General features: G+C 74.8%; 15 protein-coding genes and 1 pseudogene. 5 read left to right on the top strand and 11 right to left on the bottom strand.

Annotation, left to right across the window (positions count from 1 at the left end):
* Positions 1-33: 33 nt before the first annotated feature.
* Entirely contained in the window at positions 34-1,221 is a 1,188-nt protein-coding gene (locus tag OG335_RS00505) for a UDP-N-acetylglucosamine--N-acetylmuramyl-(pentapeptide) pyrophosphoryl-undecaprenol N-acetylglucosamine transferase (protein WP_405008922.1), read from the top strand.
* Positions 1,222-1,398: 177 nt separating this feature from the next.
* Here the strand turns inward: OG335_RS00505 and OG335_RS00510 are convergent, their stop codons facing one another.
* The gene (locus OG335_RS00510) at positions 1,399-2,817 is read right to left on the bottom strand and encodes a lipase family protein (RefSeq protein WP_405008921.1); all 1,419 of its coding nucleotides are present in this window, start codon (positions 2,815-2,817) and stop codon (positions 1,399-1,401) included.
* A gap of 279 nt (positions 2,818-3,096) precedes the next feature.
* On the opposite strand from OG335_RS00510, the gene OG335_RS00515 reads away from it, so the two are divergent.
* Complete coding sequence (locus OG335_RS00515; RefSeq protein WP_405008920.1) at positions 3,097-3,744, top strand: TetR family transcriptional regulator; 648 nt, start codon at positions 3,097-3,099, stop codon at positions 3,742-3,744.
* A gap of 109 nt (positions 3,745-3,853) precedes the next feature.
* Here OG335_RS00515 and OG335_RS00520 read toward each other — a convergent pair whose 3' ends face one another.
* Entirely contained in the window at positions 3,854-4,357 is a 504-nt protein-coding gene (locus tag OG335_RS00520) for a GNAT family N-acetyltransferase (RefSeq protein ID WP_405008919.1), read from the bottom strand.
* A gap of 230 nt (positions 4,358-4,587) precedes the next feature.
* On the opposite strand from OG335_RS00520, the gene OG335_RS00525 reads away from it, so the two are divergent.
* Positions 4,588-4,869, top strand: a complete 282-nt coding sequence (locus tag OG335_RS00525) for a hypothetical protein (RefSeq protein WP_405008918.1) — start codon at positions 4,588-4,590, stop codon at positions 4,867-4,869.
* Positions 4,870-5,062: 193 nt separating this feature from the next.
* Here OG335_RS00525 and OG335_RS00530 read toward each other — a convergent pair whose 3' ends face one another.
* From OG335_RS00530 to OG335_RS00565, 8 genes and pseudogenes are all read right to left on the bottom strand, one after another.
* On the bottom strand, positions 5,063-5,257 hold the full coding sequence (locus tag OG335_RS00530) for a hypothetical protein (protein ID WP_405008917.1): 195 nt from the start codon (positions 5,255-5,257) through the stop codon (positions 5,063-5,065).
* Between the two features lie 110 nt (positions 5,258-5,367).
* Positions 5,368-5,820: a hypothetical protein gene (locus OG335_RS00535; RefSeq protein WP_405008916.1), complete on the bottom strand. Its 453-nt coding sequence runs from the start codon at positions 5,818-5,820 to the stop codon at positions 5,368-5,370.
* 240 nt (positions 5,821-6,060) lie between these two features.
* Positions 6,061-8,790, bottom strand: a complete 2,730-nt coding sequence (locus tag OG335_RS00540; RefSeq protein WP_405008915.1) for a GNAT family N-acetyltransferase — start codon at positions 8,788-8,790, stop codon at positions 6,061-6,063.
* Positions 8,791-8,958: 168 nt separating this feature from the next.
* Positions 8,959-10,011 carry an Acg family FMN-binding oxidoreductase gene (locus OG335_RS00545; RefSeq protein ID WP_405008914.1) on the bottom strand — a complete coding sequence of 351 codons (1,053 nt, stop codon included), beginning with the start codon at positions 10,009-10,011 and terminating at the stop codon, positions 8,959-8,961.
* 234 nt (positions 10,012-10,245) lie between these two features.
* Positions 10,246-10,677 carry a hypothetical protein gene (locus tag OG335_RS00550; RefSeq protein ID WP_405008913.1) on the bottom strand — a complete coding sequence of 144 codons (432 nt, stop codon included), beginning with the start codon at positions 10,675-10,677 and terminating at the stop codon, positions 10,246-10,248.
* A gap of 245 nt (positions 10,678-10,922) precedes the next feature.
* Entirely contained in the window at positions 10,923-11,735 is an 813-nt protein-coding gene (locus OG335_RS00555) for an AraC family transcriptional regulator (RefSeq protein WP_405015274.1), read from the bottom strand.
* A 53-nt stretch (positions 11,736-11,788) separates the two neighbouring features.
* Positions 11,789-13,014, bottom strand: a pseudogene (locus tag OG335_RS00560) (IS4 family transposase).
* 9 nt (positions 13,015-13,023) lie between these two features.
* Entirely contained in the window at positions 13,024-13,329 is a 306-nt protein-coding gene (locus tag OG335_RS00565) for a cupin domain-containing protein (protein ID WP_405008912.1), read from the bottom strand.
* Positions 13,330-13,478: 149 nt separating this feature from the next.
* On the opposite strand from OG335_RS00565, the gene OG335_RS00570 reads away from it, so the two are divergent.
* Positions 13,479-14,411 (top strand): NADP-dependent oxidoreductase, encoded by a 933-nt coding sequence (locus OG335_RS00570; RefSeq protein ID WP_405008911.1) that lies wholly within the window; start codon positions 13,479-13,481, stop codon positions 14,409-14,411.
* A gap of 124 nt (positions 14,412-14,535) precedes the next feature.
* Here the strand turns inward: OG335_RS00570 and OG335_RS00575 are convergent, their stop codons facing one another.
* Positions 14,536-14,847, bottom strand: coding sequence for an NIPSNAP family protein (locus tag OG335_RS00575; protein ID WP_405008910.1), 312 nt, complete (start codon positions 14,845-14,847; stop codon positions 14,536-14,538).
* Between the two features lie 250 nt (positions 14,848-15,097).
* Here OG335_RS00575 and OG335_RS00580 point away from each other — a divergent pair, with 250 nt between their 5' ends.
* Positions 15,098-15,457: a hypothetical protein gene (locus OG335_RS00580; RefSeq protein WP_405008909.1), complete on the top strand. Its 360-nt coding sequence runs from the start codon at positions 15,098-15,100 to the stop codon at positions 15,455-15,457.
* The last annotated feature ends 94 nt before the right edge of the window (positions 15,458-15,551 follow it).

Below are 15,551 nucleotides of genomic sequence, written 5' to 3' on the forward strand. Positions count from 1 at the left end.
CGCGGCCGAGTGCCGCTCAGATCAGGAGCTTCCGTGACCCGCGAAACCCTCCCCCCGTCCGCCCCCGGCAGGCCGCTGCGCCTGGTCGTCACCGGCGGCGGCACCGGCGGACACACCTACCCGGCGCTGACGGCCGTACGGACGCTCCGCGCGCGCCTCGCGGCCGGCGGCCGCGGGCTCGACGTGCTGTGGGTGGGCTCCGCGGACAGCCTGGAGTCCAGGGTCGCCGCCGGTGAGGGCATCGCGTTCGCCGCCGTCCCGACCGGGAAGATCCGACGCTCCGGCAACCCGTTGAAGCTGGCCTCCCCGGCCAACATCCGGGACATGGTGCGGGTGGTGCAGGGCATCGTGAAGGCCCGGCGGATCGTCGCCCGGTACGCCCCGGACGTCGTCCTGGCGACCGGCGGCTACGTGGCGGTCCCGGTCGGCCGGGCCGCGCGCAGCTGCGGGGCCCCGCTGGTCGTCCACGAGCAGACCGTCCGGCTCGGCCTGGCCAACCGGTTCCTGGCGCCGACCGCGGCACGGGTCGCGGTCTCCTCGGAGTCGACGGTGCCGCTGCTGCCGGAGTCGGCGCGGTCCCGCGCGGTGGTGACGGGCAATCCGGTACGCCCGGAGGTGTTCGCCGGGCAGGCGGAGAAGGCGGTCGAGGCACTGGCGCTGCACGGCTTCGACCGGACGCTGCCCACCGTGTACGTCACCGGGGGCGCGCAGGGGTCGCTGCAGATCAACACGGTCGTCGAGGCCGCCCTCCCGTGGCTGCTCGCCGGGGCCAACGTGGTGCACCAGTGCGGCGCGGCCCACGCGGACGGCCTGCGGGCCCGGGCCGCCGCGCTTCCGGCCCACCTGGCCGCCCGCTACCTCGTCACCCCGTTCGTGGGACCCGAACTGCCCGACGTGCTGGCGCTGGCCGACGTGGTGGTCTCGCGCAGCGGCGCCGGCACGATCGCCGAACTCACCGCACTGGGCAAGGCGTCCGTCCTGATCCCGCTCGCGTCCTCGGCGGGCGACGAGCAGGCGCACAACGCCTCGCACCTCCAGCAGGCCGGGGCGGCCGTCGCCCTGCTCGGCGACGTCACGGCGGACACCCTGCGGGAGGCGCTCGCGCCGCTTCTCGCCGACCCGGCGCGCCGCGCCGACACCGCGCACCGGGCCCGGCAGCAGGGCCGGCCGGACGCGGCGGAGCGGCTGGTCGACGTACTGCTGTCCGCAGCCGGGGCCTGACCGACCGGCGGCCTGACGAGCAGGCGGCGCCGGACCCCGGACCCCGGATCCCGGGCCACGCGACCGGGGCCGGGGCCGGACGGCGGCCCGGCACTCGGCGTGATCGAGTGCCGGGCCGTCTCCCGCGAGGGGCGGTGCCGCGGGCAGGGCCCCGGGGCAGGCGATCAGGGCAGGCCGTCAGGGCTGCAGCGGCATCGTCCAGCAGTTGGAGGCGGCGGCCTTGCCGGAGAGACGGTCCGTCAGCCAGGCGACGGCGTCGCCCTGGTCGGTGAGCAGCGGCACCAGGTGGTTGGTGAGCAGCCCGTCGCCCAGGTTCGGCAGGATCACGGCGTCGTAGGTGACGTTGGCGCCCTTGCGGCACCAGTCGACGGCGAGCCGGCGGGCCTGGCCGTGCGGCACGATGTCGTCCTGGACGCCGGTGGCCAGGCGCACCGGGCTGGTCGGCTTCAGGGTGCCGATGCGCTGGGAGTCGAGCACCGCCCGGAGTCTCGGCTCCGCGGCGACGATGTCGCTGACGGACTCCCCGCCGACCGTCCACGAGCTGCTCCTCGTGAACGCGTAGCCGAAGATCGCGTCGCCGACGCACATCGTGGACAGGTCGTTCAGCGCCGCCTTCCCGGCGGCGTTCAGGCGGGCGTCGGCGATGGCCCTCAGGTCCGGATCCGCCTGGAGGAATCCGTTGAGCGACCAGCCCAGCGCACCGGCGAGCGCGCTGCCGTCGATGCCCTTGACGACCTCGGTCAGGTCGGCCGGGGGCGCGCCGGAGTAGGTGCCGGCCAGCTTGACGTCCGGCGCGTAGGAGGGCTGGAGTTCGGCGGCCGACGCGCTGGCGCCGCCGCCCTGGCTGTAGCCGAACAGTCCGATCCGCGAGTCGGCGGTGATCGATGACCCCGGCAGCGCCCGCGCCGCCCGGACGGCGTCCAGCAGGGCGTGCCCGCCGTCGAGGCGGCTGACGTAGGTGTGCAGGCGGTCGGTCGCGCCCAGGCCGACGTAGTCGGTGACGACCACCGCGGCCCCGGCGGACAGCAGCCGGTAGATCGCCAGGTCCTCGTAGCCGACGGACACGGTGTCGTCCCCGATGACGATCGGGTGCTGCAGGCCCAGGGAGGCCGCGCACTGGTCGCCCTGCCCCATCGTGCCCGGGGCCAGGGCCACCAGCGGCCGCGCACCGCCGCCCTTCCAGGCCGCCGACGGCTCGATGTAGGCGCCGGTCACCGCCACGGGACCGCCCTGCGAATCCGTCGACTTGTACATCAGCCGGGTGGCGGTGCCCGGCAGCGGACGCCCGTCGAGGCCGGGCAGGCTCAGCGCCAGCGGCAACGGCTCGGTGCGGACCAGCGCGCCGTCGGCCGCGGGGAGGGCCGCCGGCGGCTGGTAGAAGGCGGGGACGGTCACGCCCCGGGAGACCACGCCGCCCGCCCCGGCCGCGGACGCGGGGACGGCCTGGACCCCGAGGCAGGCCAGCGCCACGACCGTGGTGGCGATCAGACGGCTTCGCCCCGCAGCGGTGGATCTGCGGGCCGGGGACGGCCCGGCCTGGCCGGTGCGGGGACGTTCGGCGGACACCGGGTCCGGCCGGTCGGTGGGACGGTGCATGCGGCTCACTCCCTGCTTCGTCGGAAAGTCGGAAAGGGTGCGGGTGTGCGTCGGTGCGGGCGCGCGGCCGCACCGCCGTGTGGGCGCGTGGCAGTGCCGGCCGCGAGGGGGGTTCGCCCCGCATGACGTCGAACTCCCGTCCCTCACCCACTAGTTACTGGTGGGTTACATCGGGAGCGTAAGGGAGCCTGTCACTCAGTGACAAGGCGTCTGCATGTGTCATTTCCGTGCGGCTCGCTATGCTGCCCGGGATCGCCGAGACAGGGGTGGTGGGACACGGTGGTTGACACGACACCCGAGCGCAGCGCGGACACCGACGGGCCGGCCGCCAGGCCGCCGCTCGGCGAACGACGCCGCGCAGCCCTCCGCCTGGAGATCGCGCAGGCAGCGGTCCGCCTGTTCGTCTCCCAGGGCGTCACGGGCACCACGGGGGATCAGATCGCCCAGGCCGTGGGCGTCTCGACCCGCACCCTGTGGCGTCACTTCCCCACCAAGGAGAGCTGCATCCGCCCCGTGCTCACGGCGAGTCTGGACGCCGCCGCCGAGGCACTGCGCCACTGGCCCCCGGGCACCGGACTGCTGGACTTCCTCACCGAGTCGTGCCGCCGGGGCACTCTGCCGCGCGCCGATCCCGACGTCCTCGACCTGATCCGGATGACCCACACCGAACCCGCTCTGCGCGCCGTCTGGCTGCAGACCCACGACGACGCGCTGCCCCTCTTCGCCGAACTCCTCGCCCGCAGGTCGGGCCGGCACCCGGGCGACCTGCGCGTGAAGGTGCACGCGGCCACCGTCAACGGAGCCCTGCGCGCCGCGGCGGAGGACTTCGCCCAGCGCTCCGCCGAGGACGGCACCGCCTCGGACGACGAACTCGCCGCCAGCCTCCACACCGCGCTGCGCGCCGCGGCGGAGGGGCTCCCCTACTGACGTCCGGGTCCGGCCGCCGAACGGCCGCCGGACGGCCGCCGCTTCGGGGCAGGGCCCGCGGGCCACGGGCCACGGCCCTGGACGAGCGGGCGCAGCCCGGATGTTCGCGCTACCCCTCGACCTCGGTGCGGTAGACGCGCAGACCGCGGCGCCGGTAGTTGGCGAGTGCGCTCGGGTGGTCGTCCGAGTTGGTGTGCAGCCACACCCTGCGAACGGAGTCCGCCTCCAACGGCTCTGTCGCCCATGCCTTTTGCAACGCCAGCGTGAGGGCGTGCCCGCCCAGCCCCCGGCCGACGTACTCGGGAAGGAGTCCGAAGGTGACGATCTCCACCTCCCCGGGGGGCTGCGGCGCCAGCGCCACGACCCCGGCGGTCGCACCGGCCAGCGTGATCAGCCAGTACCGGCGGTGCGGCTGCGTTCGCGCCAACTCCTGCCACTCCTCGTCGGATCGCGTTGAACTCCGCCAGCCGTACGCCGCTCCGACCCGGGCCTGCACCGAACGCACCAGGGCCGACAGGCCCTCCTCGCGCCGTAGTTCCAGCGAAGGCACGACCCGACCGGGCTTCAGCTCACGGCGGTCCGTCATCTCCAGGTACGTGACAGTCCTTTCCATCCCGGCACGATATCGGGCGCCACCGGCACCGGCCGGCGCGGAGAGGCCGATCGGTGACCCCTGACGGGCCCTTCCGTGCATCGTCACCGCCGGGTGGGCGTCGACCCGCGCTCGCGCAGCCTGCACGCGTCCGTACAGCCGCCCCCGGTCACCGACCGTGCGAAGGGCGGTGGAATGATCACACCTCCCACGGCCCGTCGGACGGACCGCCCTGGCGAAGGAGCCCCCTCGTGACCACTTTTCGATGGACGTGCCTGGCTGTGGCCTGGGCGCTAGGGATCGCGGGCGGCGCCCCCGCCGTGATCCGGGGCTGGGTACCGCGCTGGTTGCGCCCGGTCGGCGCGCCCCGCATCTGGGGCGCCGGCCAGCTCGTCATCATGGCAGGCATCACGTTCGGCGTCGTCACGGGCTCTTCGAGCCTCTCGGTCTGGCCCGTCGGGCCCCTCCTCGTCGGTGCCGGGCTCGTCCTCCAGGAGTGGGCCCGCCGCCGGACCCCGCGCAAGCCCGTCTGACGGCACCGTCCTCGACGGACCTCCCGGGGGAGACGGAGGTGCACCCCGCGTCCGTCTCCGGTTCTAAACAGCCGCCGCGAACCCCCGACTGCGATCGTCTGCTGGGCCTCGCACGGTCCCGCACCGGGTGAGGCGCTCAACGGGTCGTGACGGAGCGGGCGTTCGGCGTGGTCCCCGTGGTCGCGGGTGCGGGTCAGTCGCCGCCGCCGTTCGTGCTCCGGTTCAGGCCGCGGCGCCGACCCTTGTCGACGCAGCGCAGCATCTCGCCCACGACGAGCGTCACGGTCGCCACGACGCGGACCCAACGGGGGCCGCCCCGGTCCGCCCACACGACGCACACGCATCCGCCGACAACCAGCACCAGCGCGCCCAGCAGCAGAACCGTCATGTCTCGCACCCCTGCAATCGTCCGTACCGTGCCGGTGATCCTGCCAGGTCCGACGCCCTCGGGCACAGCCGGAAGGCGGGCGCGCCGACGTCACGCACGGGTGGGTGCGGCTACTGCTCGATCCGCAGGTTCCATCGCACGCCGGGCGGGGCGTCGACGCTCACCTGCACGTCCTGCGCCGCTCGGAGGTGGAGGACGTTGAGCACCGGGGTGACGTCTGCCGTCCCGCACACCACCGTGCTGGTCGACACGGGGTCGATGTGCACGGTCAGGGAGCCGCCGGTGCAGTACATCGCGACGTCCATCTCGCCGGCCCGGGCGGAGAAGGTCCCGACGGTGGAGCCCGCCTCACGGAGCGGTACGGCGACGAGTGTTCTCGTTCCGCCCGCCGTGGGAGGCAGTTCCGGAACGTCCGGTTGCCGGTGCGCCGTCGGGCTCGGCGCGGGCGGTTCGGCCGTCGGCGTCGGCGTCGGTGCGGCCCGGCTCCCGCCCGTGCCGGAGCATCCGGCGAGGAGGACCGCCGAGGCCAGGACGGCGAGCAGCACCGGCACGTGTCGGGTCATCGCGGTGAACGGTCCCCCCGTGGACGTCGTTTCGGAGTTCGAGAGTGGAAGATCCCTGACGTTCCGTCAAGAGCGCCCGGGGAGGAGTGCCTTCCCGTAGCGGTGCCGGTCGTCGCCGCCACGCACGCCCCCACGGGCCGCTCCTCGTCGGGCAGACCGGCCGCAGCGAGCGCATGGCGGCACCCTCCGACACGTGCGCCGCCGAGGGCGGGGGCGGCGCGGGCGGCCCGTCGGCTGTGGTCAGTGCTTCCCGGGCGCCACCGGACGGCCGGGCCGGGGCCGGTAGGGGTCGTAGGGGTGCCGCGGCTCCAGGCGGATGCGCGCGTCGACGCCGGTCAGGGAGTCCGGGCGGGCGGTCAGCGGGTCGAGGTCGACCTCGACGACCTGGGGCAGGTCGGTCGCCATCCGGGAGAGTCCGGCGAGGACGTGCTGGACGGCGCCGAGGTCGGCCTGCTGTGTGCCGGAGGGATCGAGGAGCAGGGAGGAGTTGCGCAGGTCGGCGACCATGGTGGTGAGGTCGTGCTCGGTCAGCGGGGTGAGCCGGACGGAGCGGTCGTCGGGGATGCCGGTGGCGGTGCCGCGGAGGCCGAGGACGACGAGGGAGCCGAAGACCTGGTCCCGGACGATGCCGGTGAGCAGTTCGAGGCCGGGCGCGGCCATCGGCTGGACGACCACGCCGTCCATGCGGTCCCCGAACTGGGCTGTGAACTGCCGGTGTGCGGCGACGACTTCGGCGTCGTCGGCCAGTCCGGTCCGGACGGCGCCGACCCGGCCCTTGTGGATCTGGTCGGGCCAGTAGGCCTTCAGGACGGTCCTGCCGCCGTGGCCGTACTGGCGCAGGACGCGGGAGGCGAGGACGGCCTGCTGCTCGCCGTGCGCCCACCGGAAGGGGATGTGGGGGATGCCGTAGCAGGCGAGCAGGCCGGCGGTGTCGTTCGGGTCGAGCAGGCCGCCCTCGGGGCGGGTGCGGAGGAAGGCTTCGGCGAGCGCGCGGGCCGCCGGGGTGTCGGCGACCGGCGGCGTCGCCTCGGCGACCGGTTCGGCCAGTCGCCGGGCGCGGTCCCTGGCGTGGGCCAGGGCCCGGGCGGCGGCGGCCGGGTCGGCGTAGGACGGCAGGAGGCCGCCTCGGCAGGCCAGGTACCGGACGGGTGGTTCCTGGCCGACCTGGACGGCGGCGACGGGGATGCGCCGCCGGGCCGGGCCCTCCAGCAGGGCACGGACGGTTCCGGGTCCGTCGCCCGTGGTCAGTGCGGTCGGCACGAGGCAGACCAGCAGCGCGTCGACGGTCTCCTCGCGGGCCAGCAGGTCGAGGCAGGCGCGGATCTGCTCCGGGTGGGCGGCGGCCGTGCTGTCCACCGGGTTGACGGTGCTCGCGCCGCCCGGCAGGAGGACGGCCAGCGCGGCGGCCGTCGCGGCGGGGAGTTCGGGCAGGAGGAGGCCGGCCTCGGCGCACGCGTCGGCGGCGAGGATGCCGATCCCGCCGGCGTTCGAGATCACCGCGACGGCGCCGCGCGGGCCGGGCAGCGGCTGTGCGTGCAACAGCGCTGCGGCTTCGACGAGTTCGGCGATGCTGTGGGTGGCGGTGATGCCGGCCTGCCGGAAGAGCTCCTCCCGGGTCACGGCCGGGGTCGCCGACGCCGCGGTGTGCGCGGCGGCGCCGCGGCGGCCTGCGGCGGAGCGGCCCGCGTCGACGGTGAGGACGGGCAGCCGCCGGGTCACCCGGCGGACCGTACGGGCGAACGCCCGGGGGTTGCCGAACGAGTCGAGGTGCAGCACGGCGAGGTCGGTCCGGCCGTCCTCCTCCCACCATCGCAGCAGGTCGTCGCCGCTGACGTCGAACTTGTCGCCGAGCGAGACGAAGCTGGAGACGCCGATGCCGAGCCGGGCCAGCCGTTCCAGGAGGGCGATCCCGATGCCGCCGGACTGCACGGCGATCCCGGCCGTGCCGGGGAGGGGCACCACGCCGCCGAACTCGGCGTCGAGCCGCACCGCGGGGTCGGTGTGGGCGACGCCGAGGCTGTTCGGCCCGACGAGCCGCATGCCGTGACGGCGGCAGGCACGCACGAGTCCGCGGGCCTCGTCCGGGGAGAGGCCCGCGGTGACGACCACGAGCGCGCGGGCCCCGGCGCGGCCGCACGCCTCGGCGGCGTCCGGCACCGCGCCGGGCGGCACGGTGAGCACGGCGAGGTCGGGGGCGCCGGGGAGGTCGGCGACCGACCGGTGGGCGGGCAGGCCCGCGATCTCGTCCGCGTGCGGGTTGACGGCCCGGAGGTCGCCGGTGAACGCCCCCTCCTGGATCTTCAGCAGGACGGCCCGGCCCACCGAGCCGGGCCGCCGCGAAGCACCGACGACGGCGATGGAGCGGGGGCAGAGCAGCGCGGCGAGGCCGGCGACGTCGGCGGCCCGGCCGCGCCGGTCCGCCGCCTCGCGGTCGCGCTCGTCCTGCTCGTCGAGCGGCACCCGCAGCCGGGCCCCGCCCTGCCCGCCCCGGTGGTGGACGGGCAGGCCCAGGTCGGAGAAGAGCCGGTGCACCGCGCGGTTCCCGGCCACGGTGTCGGCCTCGAACTCCCGCACCCCGCGCTCGCGGGCGGCCTCCACGAGGTGTTTCACGAGGAGCGTGCCGACACCGTGGTGCCGCCAGGAGTCCGCGACCGCCAGGGCGAGTCGGGCGGTGTCCGACCGGCCGCCGGTCGTCTCGCAGTCCACCTCGCCGACGAGGTCCGCCGCGACCCAGGCGCCGAGCGTGAGCAGGCCGGGCCGGGGTGGTCCGCAGAGCCGGTCGGCGGCGAGGGCCGGCGCTCGGCGGCCGGGTCCGAGGAACCGTGGGCCGCGGCCGTCCCCGGACCGCCCGGCGGCGTACAGCTCGTAGACGGCGTCGTGGTCGGCGGGGCGCAGCGGGCGGATGACGGCGGTGGTGCCGTCGGTCAGGAGGTCTTCGGCCGTCGCCGGGGGGTCGTCGCGGCTGGGCATCTGCGGCTCCTCGGTCGGGCCCGGGCGCGGCGTTCCGGGCGGGTGTCCGGCGTGCCCCGTCCTTCCAGGCTCACTCCTGCCGGGCCTCACCGCACGGCCGGGCGGGTGTCACCGGCCCGCTCCGGCCGCGGGCGGGTGTCACCGGCCCGCGCCAGCCGCGGGCGGGTGTCATCGGCCCGCTCCGGCCGCGGGCGGGTCGAGGGTCTCCGCGACGGGGCGGCGCGGTGTGGCCGGTCCGGGTGGCCCGTAGCCGATCCGGACCACGAGCTGGACGAAGCCCGGCCCTTGTTCCGGGTCGCGCAGCAGGGCCCGGGTGTCCGGCCACTCGACGGCCTGGTGCAGCACGGTCAGCCGGACGCCTCGGGCCGTGGCCAGCAGCCAGACCCGCTCCAGCGCCTGGCCGGCCCGGAGCCAGTCGGCGGGGCCGTCGCCGTGGGTGGTGAGGGTGCAGACCTGCGGGAGCGCCTCGAAGCGTTCCGTGGGGAGGGCCGGCGGGCCTCCGGTGAAGCTCCGCATCGGCACGCGGGCCTCGTGGTCCTGCGGGCCCAGCGCCGACGCGGGGATCCCGTCGGTCGCCGGTGTCTCGGGGCGCAGCCAGCCCCGGGTCTCCGCCTGGCGGGCCACGTCGGCCTCGGTGCGGGCCTCGGCCTCCGCGGTGAGGGTCAGCACCCGTCGGACGCCGGCCTCCTCCAGCGGCGTGAGGTGCACGCCCTCGGTCCGGGCGGCGCCGATCAGCTCCCCGAGCACGCTCTCCGGCACGTCGCGGCCGGCGAACGGCCGGCGGGCGGAGTGGCGGTGCGGGATGGCGGCGTACAACTCGGGGTCGGCGTAGACGGTTGCCGGGGGTCCGGTCAGGGAGACGACCGCGAGCAGGTCCGGCCGGGCCGGGTCGGGCATCAGCCGGACCACCGGCGTGCGGCCGAGATGGGCGGCGGCCACGCGGAGGTTGAGGAGCGCCGCGCCGACGGAGATGTGCAGGGCGCGGCCGACCGGGTCGGTCAGGGGGACGGCGCGGGTGCGGTCCGCGTACACCTCGACCCCGTGCACCTCCACCACCCCGTCCGGGTCCACCCCGTTCGGCTCGGCCCCGTTCGGCCCGGCCCCGTCCGGGTCGACCGTCGGACGGAAGCGCCAGGGCTGGCTGTTGTGCAGGGACGGCGCCGCGCCCGCAGCTGTCACGAGCAGCCGCAGGTCGGCGAGGGTCGGCAGTGTCGCGATCATGATCAGTACTCCTTGCCCTCATGCCCTCGGCGGTGCGCCCCGGACGGGAGCAGCACCCCGCTGCCTCCAGCGTGCGCCGCCTGCCGGTGCCTGCGAAGGGCCGTTGGACCCGTTCTGCGGCGGCCTGCCGCGGCACCGCCACCGCGGGCGGCACGGGAGAGGAGACCGGAGAGCAGGAGACCGGGAGAGCGGGAGAGCGGGAGAGCGGGGGGCCGACGGCTGTACGACGCCTCCTCACCCTCCCTCCGACGGGCAGGCGAGGCGGCGGTACCACCAGAACTCCGTGCGCCACTGCCGTCGACGGGTGAACGGGTCGGGCAGTGTGCGGTGCAGGAGAGCGGCGTCCAAGGGGCGGAGGACCCGCCGGAGTTCGGCTCGGGCCCGTACCGGCAGCGCTCCCAGGATCCCGTCCAGCACGTCACGTGCGTGCCGGACGTCGTCGAAGGAGCAGCCCGGGCAGGAGCAGAACGCTGCCTGCGGGTACAGGGGGCGTCTGCCCGGTGGGGCGAGGAACTCCCGGTACCGGCGCAGCGCCCGATCGGTGGCTCCGGGGTAGAGGTACCAGCCGGCGCTCACCCTCTCGGCCCGGTGCACCGCCAGGCTTGTTCCGGCGGAGAGGCCGTGGATCCGGGGCGGCGGGGCGGGTCCCCAGAGGCGGGGCGTCACGTGGTCTCCGCGCAGCGCGCGGGGCGGTCTACGCGGCATCGGCCTTTCGACGTGTGGTCACGGCAGCACGATGCCATGCCGTCCCGGTGCGTGTCACGCGGATTCCCCGTACGTCGACGCAGACCCTGTACCGCCTGGCCACAGGAAATCTTGCGTCACCAGCCAGTGGGCTGGTGCCACTTCGGGCCACTCCCACCGCAAGATCTTCTGCCTCCCCGAGGGGCTCCGCCGGTACCGGCCTCCGGTCAGGAGGCCGCACCGGCCCGTCGCCGGTACTGGCCGGGCGGCACGCTGTGGGCGCGCTTGAAGGCCTTGGCGAACGCGAACTCGGAGCCGTAGCCGACCCGTTCTCCGACGACGGCGATCGGGGTGTCGGAGTGGCGCAGCAGCCGGGCGGCCGTGGTCATCCGCCAGCGGGTGAGATACGTGAGCGGGGGTTCGCCGACCAGGCCGGTGAACCGGCGGGCGAAGGCGGCGCGCGAGAGGCCTGCGCTGTCGGCGAGCGCCTCGACCGTCCAGGCGCGGCCGGGGTCGCGGTGGATGGCGCGCAGGGCCGGGGCGATGGCCGGGTCGGTCAGTGCGGCGGCCCATCCGGCGGTGGCATCGGCCGGCTGGTCGTCGAACCAGGCGCGGAGGATGTAGAGGAGCAGCAGGTCGATCAGCTCGCCCACGATGCCGTCGGATCCGGGCCTGGGGTCGTCGAGTTCGGCGCCGAGCATGTCGATCGCGGCGCGCAGGGCGTGGTGGCGGTCGCGCCGGGCGGGCAGGTGGATCAGCTCGGGAAGGCCGGCGACCAGGGGGTGGGGGCGTTCCCGGTCGAGGTGGTAGGAGCCGCAGAGCAGCACCGTGCGGGCGCCGGGGCCGTCGACGGCGAACCTGCCGATCGGTGAGGTGCGGTCGGTCCGGTCGCAATGCCGCTTAGATAGCTGGGTTTCTGAGTTGTAAGGTGGGCGGTCCGGAGTGCCGGGTGTTGGTGTCGTCGGGGCGTTTGATGCGGTGCGGGCTGAGGCGGTGGCGTTTGACGGCGCGGGGGCAAGTACGTTGTCGCCGGGCGGGATTGGGCCGTTCGGCTATCTCGGCGAGAGCCCCGGTAAGGGCGGCGGCCAAGCCGTCAGGGGGAAAACGCCGCCTGGTCGGTGACCAGGCGGCGGACGACGCGGAGACTGCGGATGAAGGACATCCGGTCCGGGTCGAGGCCGGCACCGCCCGCGGCTTGATGCATGAGGTTCCGGATCGCGTAGTGCGTGGTCAGCAGGGCCCAGATCTCCTGGCGGACCATCTCGGGCGACTTGGACCGCAGGGGGCGAGCAGGTCCGCGCTGGTACGTCTCGATCTCGGCAAGCGCGACCTCGAACTCCCACCGCTGGTGGTACGCCGCCGCCAGCTCCAGTGCGGGAGCCTCGCCGGGATCCAGGACGGTGGTGATCAGCCGGTACAGGTCCCCGTTGCCCGCACGCCCGTCCACCCGGTAATCCACAACACGAACGGCCAGTCCTTCCAGCCGCGCGTCCGCGCGTCCGGAGCGCACATGTCGTCGGTACCGCTGACGCGCGATGACGTCGGCGAGCACGGAACGGTAGGAACCGTCGGGGAACACTTCCAGCACGGGCAGATCGACGGTCTCCGACACCCTCCACAGCAGGTCAGCGCCCGTCTCGGCTGCTTTGACCCACAACGCCAGGCTGTAGAACCCGCGATCGGCCATGACCAGCATGCCCGGCTCGAACCGTTGCAGCAGCTGCTCGGTCAGCTCCCTCTCGCCCACAGCCAACGGGCCGATGCGCGCCGCGATGACCGCACGGGTCCCGCACTCCCCGAGGCCGACCACCCGGGCCTGCGGGAAGGGGCCGGGACGGTGCTCACGGTGACTGTTCTTGCCGAACGCCTCGGTGTTGCCCGGGGTGTCCGGGAGCTCGAGCTGCACCCCGTCGACCGCCATCATCCGCCATGACCGCAGCCAGGCACCTTCGGTACCGGGACCGGCCAGTGGCGCCCCGACACGCTCGAACAGCAACCGCAAAGGCTCCTCGCCCAGCCGGGCCCTGGCCTGTGTGATCGCCCCGGTGGTCGGCACCCTCCAGTTCCCGCTCCAGTCCCCGAGGAACCGCAGACCGCCCACCAGCTTGCGCATCACCTCCTCATAGCCGTCGCCGAAGAACAAGCACATGGCCAGCACGAAGTACACACCACCCGGGCAGGCAGCAGGCGCACCCGACGCTCCCGACGCCCAGCCTGCTCAACCACATCATCGACAAGATCCTGATGCAGCAGGTCCGTCAGCACCCCGACCGCCAGACGATCCGTCAAGCGCCCATCCGCACCCCGCAACTCATCCACACAGCAAGCCTAGCGATACTGGTCCTTATCTAAGCGGCATTGGGTCCGGTCGGGGCGGAAGTCGGTGGCCGGGGAGTGCGGGTCGTCGGTCAGGGCGTGCTCGGCGCCGCTGCGCAGGAAGATCACGTCACCGGCGGCCAGGGCGAGGGCGGAGCCGTCGGGTCGGACGAGCCAGCAGGAGCCGGTCAGCACGACGTGGAAGGCCGCGCCGGTGGCCTCGTGGAAGCGCAGTCCCCAGGGCGCCCGGCACTCGGTGCGGGCCGTCCGGGGGCTCTCGGACCGCATGGAGGCGACGGCCTCGGTGAGGATGTCCATGCGGACAGCCTACGCCGATACGACCGCCGGACGAGACGATCGGACAGGAAAGAGAGAGTTTCGGCTATTCAGCGTCTCGCATCAGCCGCCTAGGTTTGGTGCCAGGCCCGGACGCCACGATCCGCGCCACCGACGGAAGGAACCCCGCCGTGCGCACCATCGACCAGCAGTCCTACGGAGAGCCCGGCGTCCTCCGGATCACCGAGGCGGAACGGCCGGAACCGCGGGTCACCGAGGTCCTGGTGCGGGTCCGCGCCGCGGGGGTCAACCCCGTCGACGCCTACACCCGTTCGGGGGCGTTCCCGCTCCTGGGCGAGCCTCCGTTCGTGCTCGGCTGGGACGTCTCCGGCGTGGTCGAGCAGGTCGCGCCGGGCGTCAACCGCTTCGCCGTCGGCGACGAGGTCTACGGCATGCCGCACTTCCCGCGGCCGGCCGGGGGCTACGCCGAGTACGTCACGGCGCCGGCCCGGCAGCTCGCCCGCAAGCCGAAGGGGCTGGACCACGCGCAGGCCGCCGCACTGCCGATGGCCGGGCTGACCGCCTGGCAGGCGCTGGTCGACGCGGCCGGGCTGCAGGCCGGACAGCGGGTGCTGGTGCACGGCGGGGCGGGCGGGGTCGGACACCTCGCCGTGCAGATCGCCAGGGCCCGCGGAGCCGAGGTCTTCGCGACGGCGAGCGCCGCCAAGCTCGACTTCCTCCGCGAGCTCGGCGCCGACCACCCGATCGACTACACCGCGGCCGACTTCACCACCGGGCTGCGCGGGCTGGACGTCGTGTTCGACACGGTCGGCAACGGCAACGGCCTCCGCTCGCTCCCCGTCCTGCGCGACGGCGGCGTGCTGGCCACGATCACGGAGCACTTCGACCCGGAGCTCGCCGCCCGTACCGCGGCGGCCGGCAGGCGGTACGCCGGAGTCGTGGTCGAGCCGGACCACGTCGGGCTGGAGGCGCTGACCGAGCTGGTCGAGGCGGGCCTCCTGCGGCCGCACGTCGAGCACGTCCTCCCGCTGGAGGACGCGGCCACGGCGCACGCCCTGGTCGAGACCCGCCGCACCCGGGGCAAGATCGTCCTGACGCTCTGATCCCCGCGGCGCACACCTGCCACCCGCCCGAGCGCCGACGCGTCCGCCACCGGGTCGCCGTTACGGGAGCGGGGGCAGGCGCGGGGGCAGGCGCGGGGGCGGCCGGGAACGGCCGGGGGCACGCCTACGCGTCGGTCTCCAGCGGTGTCAGGAACCGGCGCTCGTACCGCTTGATGCACCTGGTCCTGCGGGCCAGCTCGAACGCCTCCTGACAGTCGGGGTCGGCCGCGGCCGCGATGCGGTAGCGCTCGTACTCGGCCAGGCTGCCGAACGTGAAGAGGGCGTACGCGATGTCGCTGTCGCCCTCGCTCGGCAGGAAGTAACCGAGGTGCGTGCCGCCGAAGCGCGGGACGAGCCGCACCCAGCGCCGGCCGTACTCCTCGAAGTCCGCCAGCTTGTCGGGGTCGATCTCGTACTTCAGATGAATCGTGATCATGTCCGTCCCTCTTCCGCCGTAAGGCGCTCGTGCCTGTCCGGGGCGGCCGTCCGCGGGGACGGCGACCACGGCAGGGCCGTTCGTCGACGACTCGATCCTTCCGTCCCGGAGCCCCTTCGACCAGCGGCGGGAACGCCCGGGGACCGCGAGATCCCGCCAACCCCGCACCACCGCCGCGCGCACCGCACCCGCGAGGGGCCTGTGACGCGGAACGCATGACGCGGCGCGTCAGGCTCTCTACGGTGGAGGCATGAGCATCGGCACACTCCCGCAGCGCACTGTCGGGATCCGGTCAGGCGACGAGATCCACGACGCCCTGCAGCACCTGCCCACCCGCCGGGACAAGCCGCGCCCGCAGGGCGCCCGGGCCGCCCTCGGGTGGGCACTCGACCCCTGGAAGTCGCCCCCCATCCCCATGGAGCCGTCCCCCGCCGACGCCCTCCTACGGCTCATGGCGCAGGAACGCACCGCCCTCGCCGTACGGCACGACCCCCGGCAGAGCCCTCAGCAGCGCCGCTACGCCCGCGGCGTCGCCCAGGCCCTCGGCTGGATCCTCGGATACACCCCCGACCTCCCGCTCGTCCGGCCGGAGGCGACCGCCGGACGGTGACCGCACGGCGGGCCGCACCGGGGGGCTCCGGCAGCGCCGCAGCCCCCGCTCCCCGGCCGCCGGAGAGGGACGTCTCGGCGGCCGGGTCTGAGCG

The sequence above is a fragment of the Kitasatospora sp. NBC_01539 genome (assembly GCF_045040525.1).
GTDB lineage: Bacteria > Actinomycetota > Actinomycetes > Streptomycetales > Streptomycetaceae > Kitasatospora.